The organism is Streptomyces sp. NPDC007872 (assembly GCF_042868165.1).
GTDB lineage: Bacteria > Actinomycetota > Actinomycetes > Streptomycetales > Streptomycetaceae > Streptomyces.
Genome location: NZ_JBIAEA010000005.1, coordinates 501,208 through 518,078, shown reverse-complemented (window position 1 = coordinate 518,078; position 16,871 = coordinate 501,208). Strand labels below are relative to the sequence as shown.

Annotated in this window: 16 protein-coding genes and 1 pseudogene; 8 read left to right on the top strand and 9 right to left on the bottom strand. The window is 70.4% G+C overall.

Annotated elements, in window-relative coordinates; all coding sequences use genetic code 11:
* The first annotated feature begins 24 nt into the window (after window positions 1–24).
* Window positions 25–771, top strand: a complete 747-nt coding sequence (locus ACFYNX_RS21010; RefSeq protein WP_388663191.1) for a hypothetical protein — start codon at window positions 25–27, stop codon at window positions 769–771.
* Between the two features lie 183 nt (window positions 772–954).
* Here ACFYNX_RS21010 and ACFYNX_RS21005 read toward each other — a convergent pair whose 3' ends face one another.
* The 3 genes from ACFYNX_RS21005 to ACFYNX_RS20995 form a co-directional block, all read right to left on the bottom strand.
* Window positions 955–2,469 (bottom strand): LacI family DNA-binding transcriptional regulator, encoded by a 1,515-nt coding sequence (locus tag ACFYNX_RS21005; RefSeq protein ID WP_388663189.1) that lies wholly within the window; start codon window positions 2,467–2,469, stop codon window positions 955–957.
* A 28-nt stretch (window positions 2,470–2,497) separates the two neighbouring features.
* Complete coding sequence (locus ACFYNX_RS21000) at window positions 2,498–2,854, bottom strand: helix-turn-helix domain-containing protein (RefSeq protein ID WP_388663425.1); 357 nt, start codon at window positions 2,852–2,854, stop codon at window positions 2,498–2,500.
* Window positions 2,855–2,999: 145 nt separating this feature from the next.
* Window positions 3,000–3,494, bottom strand: a complete 495-nt coding sequence (locus ACFYNX_RS20995) for a helix-turn-helix domain-containing protein (protein WP_388663187.1) — start codon at window positions 3,492–3,494, stop codon at window positions 3,000–3,002.
* Between the two features lie 293 nt (window positions 3,495–3,787).
* Between ACFYNX_RS20995 and ACFYNX_RS20990 the strand changes: the two genes are divergently transcribed.
* From ACFYNX_RS20990 to ACFYNX_RS20970, 5 genes and pseudogenes are all read left to right on the top strand, one after another.
* Window positions 3,788–4,990: a DUF3631 domain-containing protein gene (locus tag ACFYNX_RS20990; RefSeq protein ID WP_388663423.1), complete on the top strand. Its 1,203-nt coding sequence runs from the start codon at window positions 3,788–3,790 to the stop codon at window positions 4,988–4,990.
* Window positions 4,991–5,183: 193 nt separating this feature from the next.
* Window positions 5,184–5,966 (top strand): annotated as a pseudogene (locus tag ACFYNX_RS20985) (DUF2637 domain-containing protein); the annotation flags it as partial.
* A gap of 314 nt (window positions 5,967–6,280) precedes the next feature.
* Window positions 6,281–6,727 (top strand): plasmid mobilization relaxosome protein MobC, encoded by a 447-nt coding sequence (mobC, locus tag ACFYNX_RS20980; protein ID WP_388663185.1) that lies wholly within the window; start codon window positions 6,281–6,283, stop codon window positions 6,725–6,727.
* Window positions 6,728–8,383, top strand: coding sequence for a relaxase/mobilization nuclease domain-containing protein (locus ACFYNX_RS20975; protein WP_388663183.1), 1,656 nt, complete (start codon window positions 6,728–6,730; stop codon window positions 8,381–8,383).
* A gap of 56 nt (window positions 8,384–8,439) precedes the next feature.
* Window positions 8,440–8,709 (top strand): hypothetical protein, encoded by a 270-nt coding sequence (locus tag ACFYNX_RS20970; protein WP_388663181.1) that lies wholly within the window; start codon window positions 8,440–8,442, stop codon window positions 8,707–8,709.
* Here the strand turns inward: ACFYNX_RS20970 and ACFYNX_RS20965 are convergent.
* The 6 genes from ACFYNX_RS20965 to ACFYNX_RS20940 form a co-directional block, all read right to left on the bottom strand.
* Window positions 8,645–9,817, bottom strand: coding sequence for a serine hydrolase domain-containing protein (locus ACFYNX_RS20965; protein ID WP_388663179.1), 1,173 nt, complete (start codon window positions 9,815–9,817; stop codon window positions 8,645–8,647). The two genes, ACFYNX_RS20970 and ACFYNX_RS20965, sit on opposite strands and share 65 nt — an antisense overlap.
* Before the next feature lie 74 nt (window positions 9,818–9,891).
* Entirely contained in the window at window positions 9,892–10,566 is a 675-nt protein-coding gene (locus ACFYNX_RS20960; protein ID WP_388663177.1) for a class I SAM-dependent methyltransferase, read from the bottom strand.
* A gap of 119 nt (window positions 10,567–10,685) precedes the next feature.
* Window positions 10,686–11,222, bottom strand: coding sequence for a hypothetical protein (locus tag ACFYNX_RS20955; protein WP_388663175.1), 537 nt, complete (start codon window positions 11,220–11,222; stop codon window positions 10,686–10,688).
* Between the two features lie 171 nt (window positions 11,223–11,393).
* Window positions 11,394–12,527 carry a hypothetical protein gene (locus ACFYNX_RS20950; protein ID WP_388663173.1) on the bottom strand — a complete coding sequence of 378 codons (1,134 nt, stop codon included), beginning with the start codon at window positions 12,525–12,527 and terminating at the stop codon, window positions 11,394–11,396.
* Entirely contained in the window at window positions 12,524–13,432 is a 909-nt protein-coding gene (locus ACFYNX_RS20945; protein WP_388663171.1) for an NAD(P)-binding domain-containing protein, read from the bottom strand. The genes ACFYNX_RS20950 and ACFYNX_RS20945 overlap by 4 nt, the downstream gene beginning before the upstream one ends.
* Window positions 13,429–14,640, bottom strand: a complete 1,212-nt coding sequence (locus ACFYNX_RS20940; RefSeq protein WP_388663169.1) for a hypothetical protein — start codon at window positions 14,638–14,640, stop codon at window positions 13,429–13,431. Before ACFYNX_RS20940 ends, ACFYNX_RS20945 begins: the two co-directional genes overlap by 4 nt.
* A gap of 178 nt (window positions 14,641–14,818) precedes the next feature.
* Here ACFYNX_RS20940 and ACFYNX_RS20935 point away from each other — a divergent pair, with 178 nt between their 5' ends.
* Both ACFYNX_RS20935 and ACFYNX_RS20930 read left to right on the top strand, forming a co-directional pair.
* The gene (locus ACFYNX_RS20935; protein ID WP_388663167.1) at window positions 14,819–16,159 is read left to right on the top strand and encodes a transcriptional regulator; all 1,341 of its coding nucleotides are present in this window, start codon (window positions 14,819–14,821) and stop codon (window positions 16,157–16,159) included.
* 96 nt (window positions 16,160–16,255) lie between these two features.
* Window positions 16,256–16,867 carry a hypothetical protein gene (locus ACFYNX_RS20930; protein ID WP_388663165.1) on the top strand — a complete coding sequence of 204 codons (612 nt, stop codon included), beginning with the start codon at window positions 16,256–16,258 and terminating at the stop codon, window positions 16,865–16,867.
* Window positions 16,868–16,871 lie beyond the last annotated feature (4 nt).

Below are 16,871 nucleotides of genomic sequence, written 5' to 3'. Positions count from 1 at the left end.
CGGACCGCCAAAGCACCTGTGCCGATGACACAAGAGGACGCTCGCTGGACATCCGTCTTCACGGACCGCGTCAAGAGCACAGACCCGTTGCTGTTCTTCACCACCGAGGTCCGGGTGACCTGGCACCGCGCCGACGCCACCACGCCGGCGAATCGGCATACGGCTCCACGACTTGCGAGGAGATCGATCGAGAGGGCGGCCGAGTCCTGTGACGTCCTCCGTCCCGAAGCTGCCGAACAGGACATCACCATCGCCGTCCGGGCAAAGCTGCCCCTCGTGGCCGACGGCGTGGTGGTCACCGACGTGCACGTACGCATCAACGTGGACGACACCACGCGGAGGGCCGCTCTCCACTCGGAATGCGTGCAGCAAGAGTACCGGCGGCAGGAGGAACGCATCCGGTACGACCATGAGCTGGACGAGCTGGCACGACGGCAGGTCCGCGCCCGCGAGGCGTTCCTCCGGGAGGAGATCCTCGCCAACCCGGCCGCCGCCCGCCTCTATGGACTGTTGGAGGGAGCGTCGAAGCACTGGTCCCGGCTCGGAGGCCCGCCGACGGGCACCGACCTCGACGACCTGGTGCGAGAGGTGCAGCAGTGGCAGCCAGGCCAGCAGTGGGTGACGGTGGCACAGCTGCTCCACAACTTCGCTGCCGGTCTGACGGAGGAAGGGCGCAGAGAACTGCTCACCCTCCTTGTCGACGCTGTCCGCGCGTTCGGCGACGAGCACACCGCCCACCGCCTCGCGCTCATCTCGGGTGAGGTGCGGTGAAGACTGCTGCACTGCGCTGGGCGCTTGCCCCTGTCACCAGCGTGTTAGCTCTGCGGCTGCGCCTACGGGAGCGTGGTCGTTTGTCCTATGACGCCGCCTGGCGCCTCGCACGGGTCATGCGGCACCCAGCCGAGATGGGATACCGCCTTCACGGCCACCGCAGCGACGATACGTAATGGGAAGTCAGTGCATGGCGAGACGTGCCTGCAGTAGGTCGTTGAGTACGCGCACCGGTGACGTGGGGCACATCACTAGGCGGGCGTCGAGCGCCGCCTCCCACTGCTCGGTCAGGCCAGCCACGAGGCGGCGGCGCATCCCAGGAGTGACATGGGCATAGCGGGCCGAGACAGAGCCGTCGATGTGGCCCATGCGCTCGTCCATGAGGACCTTCTCGGTACCGAGGTCTTCCATCATCGTCCGGTGGGTGTGGCGGAGGCCATGGGGCGTGAGGCCCTTGGCGATGGGGACCCAGCAGGCGTCGGCCCGGTCGGTGGCGTTACGGCCCCGGGACGGGACGCCGGGCCACGGTTCACCGAGGAGCGGGACGGGGCGTGCCTCCTGAGGTGCCTTCTTCGGGTACCAGCCGGAGACCGCTGGGGTGAACAGCCAGGTGGCGAAGCCGTTTCGGCGCCAGTGGGCCGCGTGCTCGGACACCATGCCGCCACGTATGAAACCGAGGTCCGCGATGGCCTGTTCCACCTTCGCCTGTGTGGCCTCGGCGACGCGGGTGGGATGGTTGAGGACGTTGGACACCGTGCCCGTGGAGACGCCAGCGCGGCGGGCGACGTCGGCGAGCTTGGCTCCCTGGTGGCTACTGGTACGGGCTGCGCCGAGACCTCGGTAGACGTAGGTCTTGCCGTGGCAGGGGCAGGGCGTCGGTTTCGTACGGGCTATGTGGTTGGCGACCATGGCAGAGAGCCAGCTCGGCGAGTCGATGGTGCGGTAGCTGTCGTCCTTGGGTGGGACGCGCACCAGCTCGCCCGTGTCCAGCTCGTACAGCTGCCACTCGACGCGGAACGATCCGGGGCGGGTGAACTCTGTCTCCAGGCCGACCAATTCTGCCCAGCGCACGCCGGTGTAGCCCTTATGCACCACGGCGACGAACTCGTCGTCGCGGCCGGAGAGCAGGGAGGCGCGTTCGGCGATGAGCAGGATGCCGAGTGCGTCGGTGATGACCTTCTCCGGTCCACGGTCGCGTGAGCGGCCGGCGCGCTTGCCGCGCCCGCGCCGCCTGGCAGCCGGGTTGGAAGTGATCAGGCCCTCGTCGATCGCGTCTTCGAGGATTAGGTGGAGCGTCGAGCGCCAGGTCTTGACGCTGGAGGCCGCGTACAGGGCCCGCTCCTTCTTCTCCCACAGCTCGACGTCCGTGCGGAGGATGCCGACGAGAGCCTTGTCCTCAAAGTCGGGGAGCAGGTGCTCCTCGATGTGGCGCTTGTAGTTCTGCATCGTCGAGGCGGCCAGGTCCTGGGCCTCGTACCAGCGGCTCGCATACTCGCCGAACGTCTCCTGGCCAAGGGCCGGATCGCGCCAGTCGCCACGCCGGTACTTGTTCTCGGCCTCGCTCGCGGCCCGCTGGGCCTCGCCCTTGGTGGCGAACCTGATGGTCCTGCCCTGCTCGTCGGCGACCGTGAGGTGCTTGCCGGGCGCGACCTTGTACCGGCCGCGCCAGTAGTTTCCGCGCTTCTCCGCGAATCCCATGTGTTCCTCCCGTCCTTACGTCCTCGCGCTACGCAGCGGTCCCGAAGTGGCCCTGGCTGACTCGGCGCGGGGGCCTGGCTCGGAGCCGGACCACGGGAACAGGCGGGGTGGACGGGGAGGCCAGACGGGGCGCCTTGGAAACAGCGGTCGGAGTCGGCTGCTGAGGCACGGCGGGCTGGGCTTCGTGCATGCGGATGATCTCCGCGAGGTGTTCGCCGGTGAAGCGGTAGGACCGACCAACCCTGGTGTACGGGATCAGCCGTCGGCGGGCGCGGTCCTTGACCCACCAGGCGGAGCAGCCGAGCACTGCAGCGACGTCCTCGGGAAGGTAGAGGCGCGACGGCACGGTATCGGCGTGTCGGGGCTGTGCGGAGGCGTGGGGTATCGCGGTGTGGCGCAAGCGGGGTCCTCTCCTGGCCTCGGCGGGTGGGGCGGCAACCCCGGCCGGACCGGTGTCGTTCAGGGATGGGATGGGCGTGTGGTGCGGCCGGGTCCTGGGGTTTGCGGTCCAGGGCGGCCGGAGGAGCGGGTTACGGCTGAGGCGGGAGCCCGAACTCCTCCTGGTTGATCTTCATGGTGTTCTCGGCGATGGCGTTGCTGACCATCACGTCGGCTTCCTCGCGGATGCCCGGGTGGTCGTCGAGGTAGGCGGCCAGGTCGTTGGTCGCCCTGCGCCACGCGTGCTGGGCTCTCTGGGCGGCCGCGTTGGCGGCCACGACGGTGTCGATCAGCTCCATGGCGCGGCCGGCGGCGGCCAGGGCAGGGGGGCCGACGAGGTTGGACAGCGAGACCCCGAAGACCTCGGCGAAGCCGATGGCCTCGTCGAGGTTGATGCGGCGTTTGCCGTTCTCAATCCGCCACACCGCCGACGGGTTCATCTCGTAGCCGGCCTCGTTGAGGCGGTCGGAGAGCGTGGTGGTGCTCCAGCCACGCTGCTCGCGCTCGGCCTTGATCCGCTTGGCGGCGTTGTCCTCGCCCTTGAGCAGGACGCCCTCGGGCTCGTCCTCGTGGTCGTCGTCAGACATTCCTCCTCCTTCCTCTTGCAGCATGTTTCTGCAATTCGCATCACCCTAGACGGTACACCATGTTCTGCCGCTTGCAAAGCCGCTATGCCTAGTGCATAGTGATAGATGTGCCGCACCGCTGCGATCCACTGGAGACCGCCATCACCTAGCCCGACAAACAGAAAGCCCCCCGGTGCTGAAGACACCGAGGGGCTCAAAGCGCAAACCTCACACCGCCCATCCCTGAACGACCGATCGCAAGGCCGGGATTGCCGTCCCATATGGCCTGCAGATTGAGGAGCTCGATGTCCAGTATGGACGAAGCCACCCCGAACACGCCATCGCTTCCCGTCAAGTGGCCGCCGACGGCGATCCCCGGCCGGCCGAACAGCCCGTCGCCCACTGCGGACCCCGAGGGCGTGGAAGTCCTGGACTTGGTCCGGGACGCGATCCGGCGCTATGTCGTCATGCCGAGCGACGAAGCCCTGACCGCCACCACGCTGTGGGCCGCGGCGACCCACCTGCAGACCGTGTGGCAGCACGCGCCGCGCCTGGCGGTGGTCGGACCGGCCAAACGGTGCGGGAAGTCGCGGCTCCTCGAAGTCCTGATCGAGGCGGTCCACGAGCCGCTGATCACGGTCAACGCCTCCGCCGCAGCGATCTTCCGGTCGATCGGCGAGGGCGACCCGCCCACGCTCTTGGTCGACGAGGTCGACACGATCTTCGGCAGCGCGAAGGTCGCGGAGAAGAACGAGGAGATGCGCGGCCTGCTCAACGCCGGCCACCAGCGCAACCGTCCCACCCTGCGCGTCACCGGCCCCAGCCACGAGGTGGTCAAGTTCCCCACCTTCGCCATGGCCGCCCTCGCCGGCATCGGCGATCTGCCCGACACGATCATGGACCGGTCGGTCGTCATCCGGATGCGGCGGCGGGCCGAGACCGAGAAGGTCAGCTTCTGGCGCTACGGCCGCGACGACCTGGCGGTACGCGAGCTCCGCACACGGCTGGCGGCCTGGCTGGCCTCCGTACGCGAGAAGGCTCTCGCTCTGGAGCCGAAGCTGCCGGTCGAGGACCGTGCCGCCGACACGTGGGCGCCGCTGGTCAGCGTCGCCGACCTCGCGGGCGGGCGCTGGCCCGTCCTGGCCCGCACCGCGTGCACGGCCATGACCGACTACGAGTCCGGGCGCGACGAGGACGGTGGCCTGAAGATCCGCATCCTCGCCGACATCCGCCGTGCCTTCACCTCCGAAGGCGACCAGCCGGTGCTCCGCACCGGCCGCCTCCTGGACATCCTCAACGCCGACCCCGAGGCGCCCTGGGCCGAGCACGGTCCCAACGGGCTCACCCCGCGCGGGCTGCAGATCCTGCTCCAGGACTACGGCATCAAGTCGGCCAACCGCCGCTTCCCCGGCGGCCACCAGGCCAAGGGCTTCACCCGCGCCCAGTTCACCGACGCCTGGACCCGCTACTGCCCGCCCGAGGCAGTCACCACCCTCCCGGCCGAGCCCGGCGCCTGACCCTCCCCGACTCGTCCCACTCGTCCCCGCGCAGGTCAGCGCGGGGACGAGTCACCGACCCGCAACGAGTCGACCCGACATCACCGCCCCACCCGTACCTGCCCTGACCAGCGGCGGGACGAGTGGGACGAGTTCCCACTGCTCACGGCCACCCACTCACCCGGTGGCTACACCCATCCCTGGAGCACACCGCTTGACCACCCCCACCCCCACCCCGACCGTCTCCGTGCCGACGCCACTGGCTCTCGCCATTCGTACCGGCGTAGCCCTCCTGGCCCTGTCAGCCTTCGCGCTCTCCTACGACGCCCTGCGTCAAATGGCCGCCGCCAGCCACATCCACCGGCTGCTCACCTACGCCTTCCCCCTCGTCATCGACGGCTTCATCGCCATCGGCATCGGCGCCCTCCTCGTCCTGCGCAGCGCGCCGCTGAAGCCCCGCCTATACGTCTCGGCCCTGGTCGGCATCGCGACCGTCACCAGCATCTGGGCCAACGTCCTGCACGCCATCCGCCTCAACCAGCAGACCCGCCCGGGCGGGCTCGCCCTCGACGACATCACCGTCGGCGCCATCTCCGCCATCGCCCCGCTCGCCCTCGCCGGCGCCGTCCACCTCTACCTCCTCGTCCAGCGCCGCCCCGCCCACGCAGAGCATCACGACGAGGGCCGCCACATCACGGCGGCCACCACTCCGGAAGGTGGCGCGGCGGTGGCCGCTAAGGAGCCGGCGTCAGACGCCCACGTCGCCGGGGAGTCCGAGAAGGCCACCGAACAAGTGGCCCAGCCCGAGAAAGCGCCCGTCAAGCGTGGCGATCAGCGGCCGATGGCCACGTGGGAGGAGGTGGTCGAGATCGGCCGTACCGCTCCCTTGGGACGTGACGGCCGCGTCTCCCGGCGCCACATCGAGACGACCATCCGCGACAAGGGCCTCAGGCCCGGCCGCCGCGAACGCCTGGAGAAGGCCAAGGCCCTGCTCCAGGCGTTCGCGACCAGTCCTCCACCGAGGTCGCCGGATAGGCCAGAGCCTCTCCACCCACCGGACACTCGCCTCGGAATTCCTCCGAGGCGAGACCACTTCCGCAGTCACCGCCCCCACGATCGGAGAGCCCGCGCATGCACGAACAACCCCTCCCCAGTTCCCCGTCCATCACCCAGCAGCCGACCACCACCTCTGCCCCGGGCGGAGCAAGGTATGGCGTTGGACCGTCCAAGGGTCGGTCCAACGCGGGAGCCTCCGCCCCGGGGGTGGCGGAGGCAGGTCCCCGGTGCGAGGGCGCACCGGGGACAGGGGCCGTGCGTGCCGCCGACGAAGCCGCGCTGCGTCGTGTCGCCCGCCGCCGCGTCCGCCAGGACGTGCAGCGCACAGAGCGTGTCGACGTCCGCTACAGCGTCGACGAGAAGCAGGCGATCCTCGCCGAGGCCCGCCGCCACAACCTGGCCGGAGCGCACTTTGTCGGTGCCGTCGTCATGGCCCACCTGAACGGCGATCTCGCCCTGCCCGCCGGGCGGACCGCCAACGACGACCTGGTCGACGAGTACGCAGCCCTGCGTACCGAGCTCACCAGGATCGGCACGAACGTGAACCAGATCGCCCACCGCTACAACTCCGGCGGCGATGCACACCCGGTGGACGCCGCCGTGCTCGCCGAGGCCCGCCGGCTCGTGGCTGTGGTGAAGCAGACGATCACGGCGGTCGACGCCGCCGCGGATGTGGCTGCCACGAACCGCCGGGCGGCCTGATTGATCGCGAACATCGTCAAGCCCGGCCACAAAACCCGAGGCGTCCTGAACTACCTCTACGGGCCCGGGCGCGCCAACGAGCACGCCGACCCTCACCTCGTCGCCTCCTTCGACGGCTTCGTCCCCGACCCCGGCCGCGACCCCGACGCCACCCTCGCTCAGCTCGCCGCCGTCCTTGACCTGCGGGTCAAGCAGGCCGGCGCCAAGGCGCCGAAGAACCACGTCTGGCACTGCTCGATCCGCGCCGCCCCCGAAGACCGCCACCTGGCCGACGACGAGTGGGCCACCATCGCCCGCCGCGTCCTGAACGCCACCGGCATCGCCCCGGCCGGCGACCCCGACGCCTGCCGCTGGGTCGTCGTCCGCCACGCCGACGACCACATCCACATCGTCGCCACCAAGGTCCGGGGCGACCTCCGCCCGCCCCGCAACTGGAACGACTTCCTGCGCGCCGACAAGGAACTCGTCGCCATCGAGAAGGAGTACGGCCTACGGCAGGTCCCGCGCGGCGACCGCACCGCCGCGAAACGTCCCACCCGCGCCGAGCAGGAGAAGGCCCATCGAACAGGGAACGCCCGGACCTCTCGCGAGCACCTGCGCACCATCGTCCGCACTGCCGTCTCGGCCGCTACGACCACCGAGGAGTTCTTCCGGCTCGTCGAAGGGGCCGGAGCCCTCATCGACGTCCAGCATTTTCCTTCCGGGGACGTCCGCGGCTACAGGACCGCCCTCGACGGTGACACCAACGCCCAAGGCGAACCCGTCTGGTTCTCCGGCTCCACCCTCGCCGCCGACCTCTCCTACCCCAAGATCGCCGAACGCCTCACGACCACCGAGGCAACGCCGACGGAGCTAAGCGAGGCTCCGGCTTGGCGGCGACTCGCACGCGCCGTCGACCGGACGCCCGACCACCTCGCCCACGGCGAGGACGAGACCGGACAGGCCCACATCACCGTCCTCGCCGAAGCCCTCGACGTGCTTCCCCTGATCGCCCCCGCCGGAATCCGGCCGCAGCTCGTCCAGGCCGCCATCGCCTTCGAACGAGCCAGCCGGTCCCAGATCCGCGCCCGACATCAGCAGGCCCAAACCACCCGCCGGGCGGTTAAGGCGATCCTGCGCGAACCCGCCCCGAAGGATGGAGCCCTCCTCACGATCGTCCTCGACGCCCTCCTGCTCGCGGTCATCGCCGCCCAGCACTGGCACCGCACCCACGGCCATACCCAGCAGGCCGAAGCCGCCCGCCAGGCCGCCGGCCACCTCCGCGCCGCCTATCAGGCCCAGGCCGCCGAGCCACTGACCGTGCTCCGACAGCAAGGAACACGGCTGGCCGAGTCACTACGCCGACGACAGGAGTTCGCCCTGCGCCGAGTTCTTCCCGAACTAGCCGAACGGATCCTCGCGGAGCCCGGCTGGCCCGCTCTTGCTGCCACCCTCGACCGAGCCGAAGCAGCGGGCCACAAGCCCGCCGCTCTCCTCACCGAAGCCACCGCCCGACGAGAAACCGACACCGCCACCAGCGTCAGCGAAGTCCTCACCTGGCGGCTCCACCGCCTCGCCAACCTGACCGCCGTCACCACCAGCGGTACCCCGATACCCCCGTCGGCCGCCTACCGCCCGACCAACACCGCCACCAGCCAGCAGCGCCGCACGCGCTGAACTCCACCTTCAAGGAGCACCCCCTGAAGATTCACTCCGCCGCCGACATCTTCCCGATGCTCGATCCTGGCGAGTTACTCGATCTCGCCGAATCCATCAAGGCCGAGGGCCTGCGCAAGGACATCGTCCTCGACGTGGAAGGTGTCCTCCTTGATGGCCGCAGCCGGCTCGCCATCTGCGAGGTCGCTGGCGTCGAACCCTGTTTCACCACCTACACCGGCGACGACCCCCGAGCGCTGACCTTCTCCAGCGATGCGGTGCTTACGACGCTGCCTTCCGAACCGCGTCGACCAGTGCTGTCGCGCGTTCGTCGTCGGACCCGCTGACGATGTGGTTCATGACGTAGCCGAAGGCGAGGCCGTGATCGGGGTCGGCGAAGGCGAGGGAGCCGCCGCGGCCGGTGTGGCCGAAGGCATTCGGGCCGGTCATGGGGTTGCCTTCGGTGGGCAGCATGTAGCCGCTCGCGAAACGGCTCGGGAGCAGCATCACCCGGTCCTTCCCGTTGGCCTGTTCCTCGGCGGCCGAGGCCAGGGTGGCGGGGGTGAGGAGGCGTACGCCGTCGACCTCGCCGATGGTCGCGGCGTACATGCGGGCGAGGGAGCGGGCGGTGCCGATGCCGTTGGAGGAGGGGAGCTCCGCCGCCTGCACCTCCGGGGCGTCGAAGTCGATCGCGGCCGGGTCGGTGACGGCGAAGGCGCGGTTGCTGAGCGAGTCGGGGTCGCGCCAGGCGGCGACCTGCTCGCGGAGTTCCGCCGGGACGGATGCGGTGGGGACGGTGGTGAGGTCGACGGACGGGCCCCGGTAGGCCATGCGGCTGACCCGGGCGCGTGCGCTCGCCGGCAGGCCGATGTGGAAGTCCAGTCCGAGGGGGGTGGCGATCTCATCGGCGAAAAAGCGGCCCGGCGTCCGGCCGGAGACGCGGCGGATGACCTCGCCGACCAGCCAACCCCAGGTCCGGCCGTGGTAGCCGTGGGCCGTGCCCGGGGTCCACTGCGGGCGCTGGGCCGCCAGCGCCGCCGTCATCGGGTTCCAGGCCAGGGCGTCCGCCACGGGAAGCGGTTCGTCCAGGGCCACCAGGCCCGCCTGGTGGGACAGCAGCCAGCGCACGGGGATGTCGGCCTTGCCGTTCGCGGCGAACTCCGGCCAGTACGAAGCGACCGGGGCGTCGAGGTCGAGCAGGTCGCGTTCCACCAGCATGTGCGCGGCGGTCGCGGTGGCGCCCTTGGTCGCCGAGTAGACCAGTTGCAAGGTGTCCCGTGTCCACGGGCGGCCGGTCTCGGGGTCGGCGATGCCGCCCCAGAGGTCGACGACCGGCCGGCCGTACCGGTAGACGCACACGGCCGCGCCGATGTCCCCGCGCCGGGCGAAGTTCACCGCGAACGCCTCGCGGACCGGCTCGAACCCGGGCGCGACTTCACCGTCGATGATCGTCATGCCCCTCATCCTCGCAGCGCGACCGCCTTCCCCGAAGGACGATGCACGTACGCGGGGAAGGAGATCCGGCTGCGTCAACGGGGCTTCTCGGCACGGCCGATGAGGGTGCCGATGTGGCCCTCGGCCGGGGCGTCGAGGACGGTGACGGACACATCGGTGAGGCCGACGTCGGAGAGGAGACCGGCCCAGGTCTCGGGGGTGTGGCTGTAGCGGTAGGTGTACATGGCGGGGCCGGCGAAGCCGCCCTTGTACATGCCCTGCGGGCCGTAGGCACCGGGAATGGCCGGCGGCTGCGAGAAGGCGAACACGCCACCAGAGTTCAGGCGTTGGGTGACGAGCGGGAAGAGAAGGGCGGGGTCGGTGAACCAGACGGCGCCGAAGGCCGAGTAGATCGCGTCGTACGTGCGCGGGTCCTGGGCCAGGTGCTCCAGGATCTCGGCGCACACGAACTCGATGCCGAGGTGGCTGTACTTCTCGGTGGAGCGGGCGACGGCGACCGGAGAGAGGTCGATGCCGGTGGCCTTGACGCCCCGGCCGGCGAGGTGGGCCAAGGCTCGTCCCGTACCGCTGCCGATCTCCAGGACCGTGCCGGGTTCACCGAGGAGGCCGGGGCCGGGGTCGGCGGGGTGATCCTTGTACTGAGTCCATCGGAACACCGGGTCGCCGTTGGACGGATCCTTCCACGCGCTCTCGGCGAAGGTGTCCCACAGAGCGCGTTCGTGCTCGTAGTTGTGCGGGGCGGTGGTCATGGTCGTGTCCTCGCGGGGGATACGGGAGGCGGCCCCGCCACCCGTGTGCGCGGCGGCGGGGCCCCACCCTAGGGCGGTTCGTCCGGGACGTCGGCGGTTTCCGGCCGCCGGTCACCCGGTCAGTGGGAGTCGGGGACCTTGGAGTCGCACGGCGAGCAGTCCGCTCCGTCGCGCGCCCACAGCTCCTCGTCGGGGGCGAAGCCGATGGACCGGAGGAAGGCGGCCGTGTCGGTCACGGTGCCGTCGTTGCGGCGCTGGATGAAGGGCGCGTGGTGCTTGTAGCGGCCCTCGTTGTACAGGTCGCAGAGGGCGAAGTAGACCGGGGTGTCCAGGATGACCTGGTGGACGCCGATGTCGACGACCTTGCCGACGCCAAGGTGGACGTCGGGGTGTTCCATCGACGCGACCATGTACATCACGGCGTTGCCGAGGATGCACTCGGCGAGGTCGCGGACCATCACCTCATCGCGCAGGAGGAGGGCGACCTCGCGCTCCCAGACGGTCAGGCCGCTGTCGAGGACGTTCACCGTCAGGTGCCGGAGGTGCGGGGTGACGGCGTTGAGCAGCTCCTTCGGGTCCCGCGAGCGGGTCGCGGCGGTTGTGGTCTCCGCGCGGGTCGTGGGGGTTGTGGCGGGGTTCTCGGCGAGAACGGTCATGGTGGTGCTCCTCTCGAAAGGGTCGAGTGGTGCGATGCGGGGTGGTCGTCGCGACCGTCCCGCTTCACCGGCCCTGTCGAGGCCGGTGAGGTGGAGGTGTCCCGGATGGGGGCCGTGGGCAAAGTGACGGACCGATGTCACCCCGGCCGGAACAGGTTCTTGGGCGGGGCCTCAGTCGAGAAGGGCGTCGGCCGTCTTCTCCAGCAGGGCCGCGTTGGCGCTCGTGTCGTGGCCGAGGGCGAGGGCCTGGTGCGGGAGGGCGGCGAGCCGGTCCGCGAGACCGGCGGAGCCGCCGGTCATGGGCAGCAACCCGAACACGTCGGGGTAGCGGTCCTCCGTACCGGCGGTGAAGAAGTCCGCCTCGCCCAGGCGGCGCGGCTCGTCGAGGAGCCGCGCCTCGCCGCCCGGGGTGATCTGCGGGAAGAGCAGACCGGCGGCCCGGCCCTCGGTGGCCAGGGTCATGCCGAGCCAGGTGTCGAGCTGGTCGGGGAAGAACTGGGGCTTCATCTCCTTGCCGCTCGCCCGCCACAGCGGCTCGCGCCGTCCGGCCAGGAGTGCGTTGGTGACCCGCTGGTCCTGGGTGGGGTGCATGAGTTCCCCGGCGCGGAGCCGGTCGGCGACGGGCTCGAAGAGGCCGAGCGCGTCGAGGAGCCCGAAGCCGCAGGCAGCCGCCGACGGCCACGGCAGCACCCGTACGTACCCCTGCTCCGGACGGACGAAGACGCGGTCGTTGGCGAGGAGCCGCCAGCCGGCGCGCGCCAGGAGGAACGCGGTGGTGGTCTTGCCCGCGCCCTTGTCGCCGAGGACGAGCAGGGTGGCGCCGTCGTCACGGGTGACGGCGGAGGCATGGAGGATCTGCCATCCCTCGACGAGGAGCATGCCGCGGACGATCTCGCGGGCCAGTCGGGCGGCGGCCGTCGCCACCGCCGTCTCGTCGTCCCCGACGATCCGCAGGCGGCGCAGGGAGGGACTCCATCGGTAGGCGAGGCGCTCTCCGCTCTGTACGGCGGTGACGCTGCCATCGGCGTGACGGGTGTGGAGCATGGGGGAGCCCGCGTAGTCGACCTCGGCGGCGTCCTGGTCGAGATCGGCGTCCGCGGCCATGTCCTCGTACGCGTCTGGGTCGACGTCCGCAGAGACCAGGGCGCCGCTGATCGGCGGCTCGGCGGGGGCCGCGTTCCACCACGAGCCGAAGTAGCGGGTGGCCCAGTCGGTCACGGCGGCCGAGTGGCTGGTGACGGTGACGGCCTGACCGTCGGCCGTGGCGATGCGAGTGGCGGTGCGGACAGCGGTACGGGGGGTCATCGGAACGTGTCTCCTCGAAGGACGGTGCGTACGGCGGGCTGTTCGTAGGCGGTGCGGAGCTTGGCGGCGGCGGTCTGGAGCCGGACGGACTCCGCCGGGGCGAGCGGGGGCATGCACACGGTCGGTGTGCCGGAAGTGAAGCGCAGCGGGATTCCGTACCAGTCGCCCCGCCAGGGAGCGGCCAGTTCGATCACCCCGTCCACTAGGCCGAGCGCGTGCGCGAGCGCGGCGAGGACGGCTCCAGCGGGGCCGGAACGGGTGCGGCCGAGAGCTCCGTTGATGCGACGGGGCCGGTGGACGAGCTCGGCGCGGACCTCCCGTAGGGGGACGGCGACGGACCGGCCCCGGATAGTGGTGGAGGACGCGCAGATCACGGCGTGGTCGCCGTGCTCGCCGATGACGTGCCCGGCGACCGCCTCCACCGGGACGTCCAAGAGCCGGGCGAGAGCGAGCCGGTAGCGAGCGCTGTCGGTGTTGGAGCCGACTCCGAACACCCTGGCGCAGCCGGACGTGGCCGCGAACAGCCGGGTCATGACGTCGACCGGATTCGTCACCACGACCACCGCGCCCTGATAGCCGGAGAGCCGACGCCCGAGCGCGGCGATCAGAGGGGCGTTCGCCACGAGCCCGGCCATGCGGACGTCGCTGGTGGCCGTGTTGGTGAACGCGGCCCGGGGACAGACGACGATCGCGTCGCAGCCGCCCATCGCGTCCGGTGCGGCATGAACCGCCCGGACGTGGGAGCCGGTGACCTGGGCCATGTCCTCCAGATCGGTGACGAGGGAGGCCGCCGTACGACCGCTGCCGGAGGCGACCACGACCGCGTCGCACCAGCCGGCGGTCACGAGGAGCGTGCCGACGGTCTGCCCGACGGCTCCCGCGCCGATGAGCCCGATCGTGGTCATGAGGCAGCCGTCTTCGCGGCGCTGTCCAGACACAGGCGCCATACGCCGCGCGCGTCTCGGTACGACACCACGGCCGCGGTGGACCGGTCGAGCATGTCGCACACCGCCCTCGCCCGCCTGACCACATCGGCGGCGTGCGCGGTGAGCGGCAGGTCGGCGGGAGCGGTCAGGTAGGTCGTGAGGATGTTCGCGGTGTCCATCAGCCACAGGAGCGTGAGCTGACGCAGCCAGGCGTCCCGCCCGCTCCGGTCGCTGCCCACCGTCGCCGAGGCCGCGTACGCCGCCACTCCCCCGAGCAGCGCTCGTACGCCTTCCGTCCCGGGAGGACGCGCGACGAGGTTCAGCACCGTCCGGGAGACAAGCTTGGCCGCGTCGTCGGCGGGCCGGCCGCGCATCAGCCCGGGATCCAGGAAGGCGGGTCGCTCAGCGCCGTCGGGGAAGACGACGTGCTCGGGCTTGAGGTCGCCGAACACCACCGCCCGCGCGGGCGAGGCCGTGATGCGCCGGGCCTGGTGCAGGCGCCCGACGACGGCCGCCAGCGCCTCCGCGTGGCAGGTCTGCCGCAGGCAGGTACTGCCCGACAGGCCGTTGAACTTTCTCAGGAAGGTGCCGGTGATGGACCGTTCCCGGATCTCGCTCCGCCCGACCCGCGCGGCGACTCCCCGCCTCCGCAGGCCGACCGCCATCTCGCCGATCACCGTCTCCAGCAGCACAGCGGTGCGATGCGGCGCCCGCGCCAACAGCTCGGCCAGCGTGGGGCCGTGGACCGGCTCGGTGAACAGCACCCCGCCCTCGTAACCGGCGACGGTCGGCACGTGAAGGGCAGCAGGTCCGGCGAGAACCGCGAGCTGACGTGCTTCCCGTTCCAGGAGGGAGCCAGGGGAGGCGACGTACGCGGCCTGCGCGTCCAAGACGGTGCCCCAGTCGCCGCAGGACCCCCGCAGCAGCGACACCAGCGAGACGCCGAGGACCGACAGCTTCGCGTACAGCGGTCGGCCGTCCACCTCCACCCGTCGCACGTAGCTGGTGACGCTCGGCACCGTCGGCCCGAGCCTCACTTCAGCACCGGGCCACAGCCCGCAAGCTGCCCGCTCGACCTGACTGGCCGCGTACGCGAACACCTCGTCCGGCGACGGCGGCACCACGTCCTCGGCCGTACGGAACAGGTGCCCCATTGCAGGGCGGGCCGGCGTTCTCAGCTTTTCCACGGGGCCTCCTGGTCGGAAGGGCGAGGAGAGCCGGTCGTCCGGCTCCGAGCGGTGTTCTGACAGTGAACGGCTGCGCGCCGAGAGCGCGGAACGTTTCCCGGGGGTTCCTCCAAGGAGAGAAACCCCCGTTTCTCGCGCGGGGAGTAGCCTCTGACCACCGACCTGAGGGGAGGCTGGGATGTCCGATCCGACGACGCTGCACCCGCTGACCTACGTGCGCGAGAACCGGTACTGGGGCAAGGCCGAGTTAGCCCGGCTGATGTGCGAGCGTGGCGCCGAAATGGGCGTGCTCCTCGCCACCAACCGGACGACGATCTGGAAGTGGGAGCAGGGCCAGGCCCCCGACGCGGACGCGCAGCGAGTGCTCGCCGACCTGCTGGGCGTTCCCGAGGACCACGTGCGCTCGGCGCCCTGGCCGCGATGGCTGCCGGCGTGGGAGTCGACGGCCCTGGTCGCACCCTGGACCCCGGCCGGCACCGTGAAGGTCTTCACCGACCTGGTCAGGAGCGGCCACATGGACCGTCGGGCCTTTCTCTCCATCACCGGTGCGGCCCTGACGGGCGTAGCCGCCAACTGGGCAGCCGCGCCCGAGGCTTTCGCCTCCGCACTCGACGGCGACCGGGTCACCGACGCCATGGTGACCACCATCGAACAGCGCGTGGAGACCCTGCGCGTGCTCGACGACCAGATGGGCGGCGCCCGCCTGCTGGACCAGGCGACCAGCGACCTCGCCCTGATCACCGGCCTGCTCGACCACGGCCGCTACACCGATGCCGTCGAACACCGCCTCTACGCCACGGCGGCCGGCGTGTCCTACCTGGCCGGGTGGATGGCCTACGACAAGGGCCTTCGCTCCCTCGGCCAGCGCTACTACGTCGGCGCCCTCCGCAGTGCCCACAGCGCTCAGGACAGCGGCTTCGGCGCCTTCATCCTCGCCGAGATGGGCATTCACGTCTCCGACGCCGGCGACACCGCCGCCCGCGTGAGGCTGATCGAGACCGCCATCGGCAACGCCCCTGCGGCCCTCCCACCGGCAGCGGCCTCGTACCTCCACCTCCACCAGGCCGAGGCCCTCTCCCGCGACACCCGCCACGAGGCAGCGGGTAAGTCCCTCAACCGCGCCTACGACCTGTGGGGCACCCACCGAGAAGGCGACCGCCCCGGCTGGCTCGGCTGGTACGGCGAGGCCCAGCTCAAGTCCACCGAGGGCAAGATCATGCTCCGGGCCGGGTTTCCGGAACGAGCGACCCACGCCCTCTCAGTCGCAGTGGACCGAGCAGTCCCGCGTGATCAGGCGGTACGTTCCGGACGCCTCGCCACGGCACGACTGGCCGCCAGGGATCTGGACGGCGCTTTGGCCGCTGCTGCCGTTGGCCTGGAACTGCTGGAGAGCAGCGTCCGGTCCGACCGAGCGCAGGTCCGCCTGACGAAGTTCAGTCACTACCTCGAACCTCACGCCACGGAGCCTGCCGTGCGGGAGTTCCGGGAACGCCTCCGCGCTCTGCCCCCTTCGTCCTGATGGACCAGACACGCTCCCGAGTAGCGTCGAGACCCACTCGGGGAATAGTTCGATGAATAATTGACACGGGATACTTAAGTCCGCCAAGATCTCCTTGTGACGGAACCTCTCAACGCAGTAGAGGCCGAGTCGACCCTGTCGCCACATCTCCCCAAGATCGCTGGCTGCATCGAACTCGGATGGCGCAGGTGGCTCACCCTGCTGAAGCAGGACAGCGAACTCGGCATCGTGATCAGCGCCCGCTCGCGGGCCAACCTCGTGTACGACTTCATTCGCTACGAGGCGGTCAACGCATTCGACGGTTACGACGACGTCAAGGTCGGGGACAGCCGCGGCTTCCTCCTCCTTACGTTCGATGGGAAGATCGTCCTGCGGTTCAAGAAGTTCAGGGACCGCAAGCTGCGCACGAGCGGTGTACCGACTCAGCAGCGACGCGAGTACGCCAACCAGGTCCTGCCTGGCTTGGAGGCCCTGACCCATCTGGTCGCTGGCTATCTGCCCGACAAGGAGGGGCTGGGCCTGGAGCGGATGGCCATCACATGCAGTCTCGACGATGACCAACTGTGGGTCCTGGAATTGGATCTTGGTCTCGATGAGACTGGTGTCACGGCCCCCGTCGCGCCCATGCCGTCGGCTCCGCAGCGGGATACGATCGTCCGGCCCAAGCGGCGTGAAATCCCAGATCAGACCGGTACCGAAGAGAGGTAGCCAC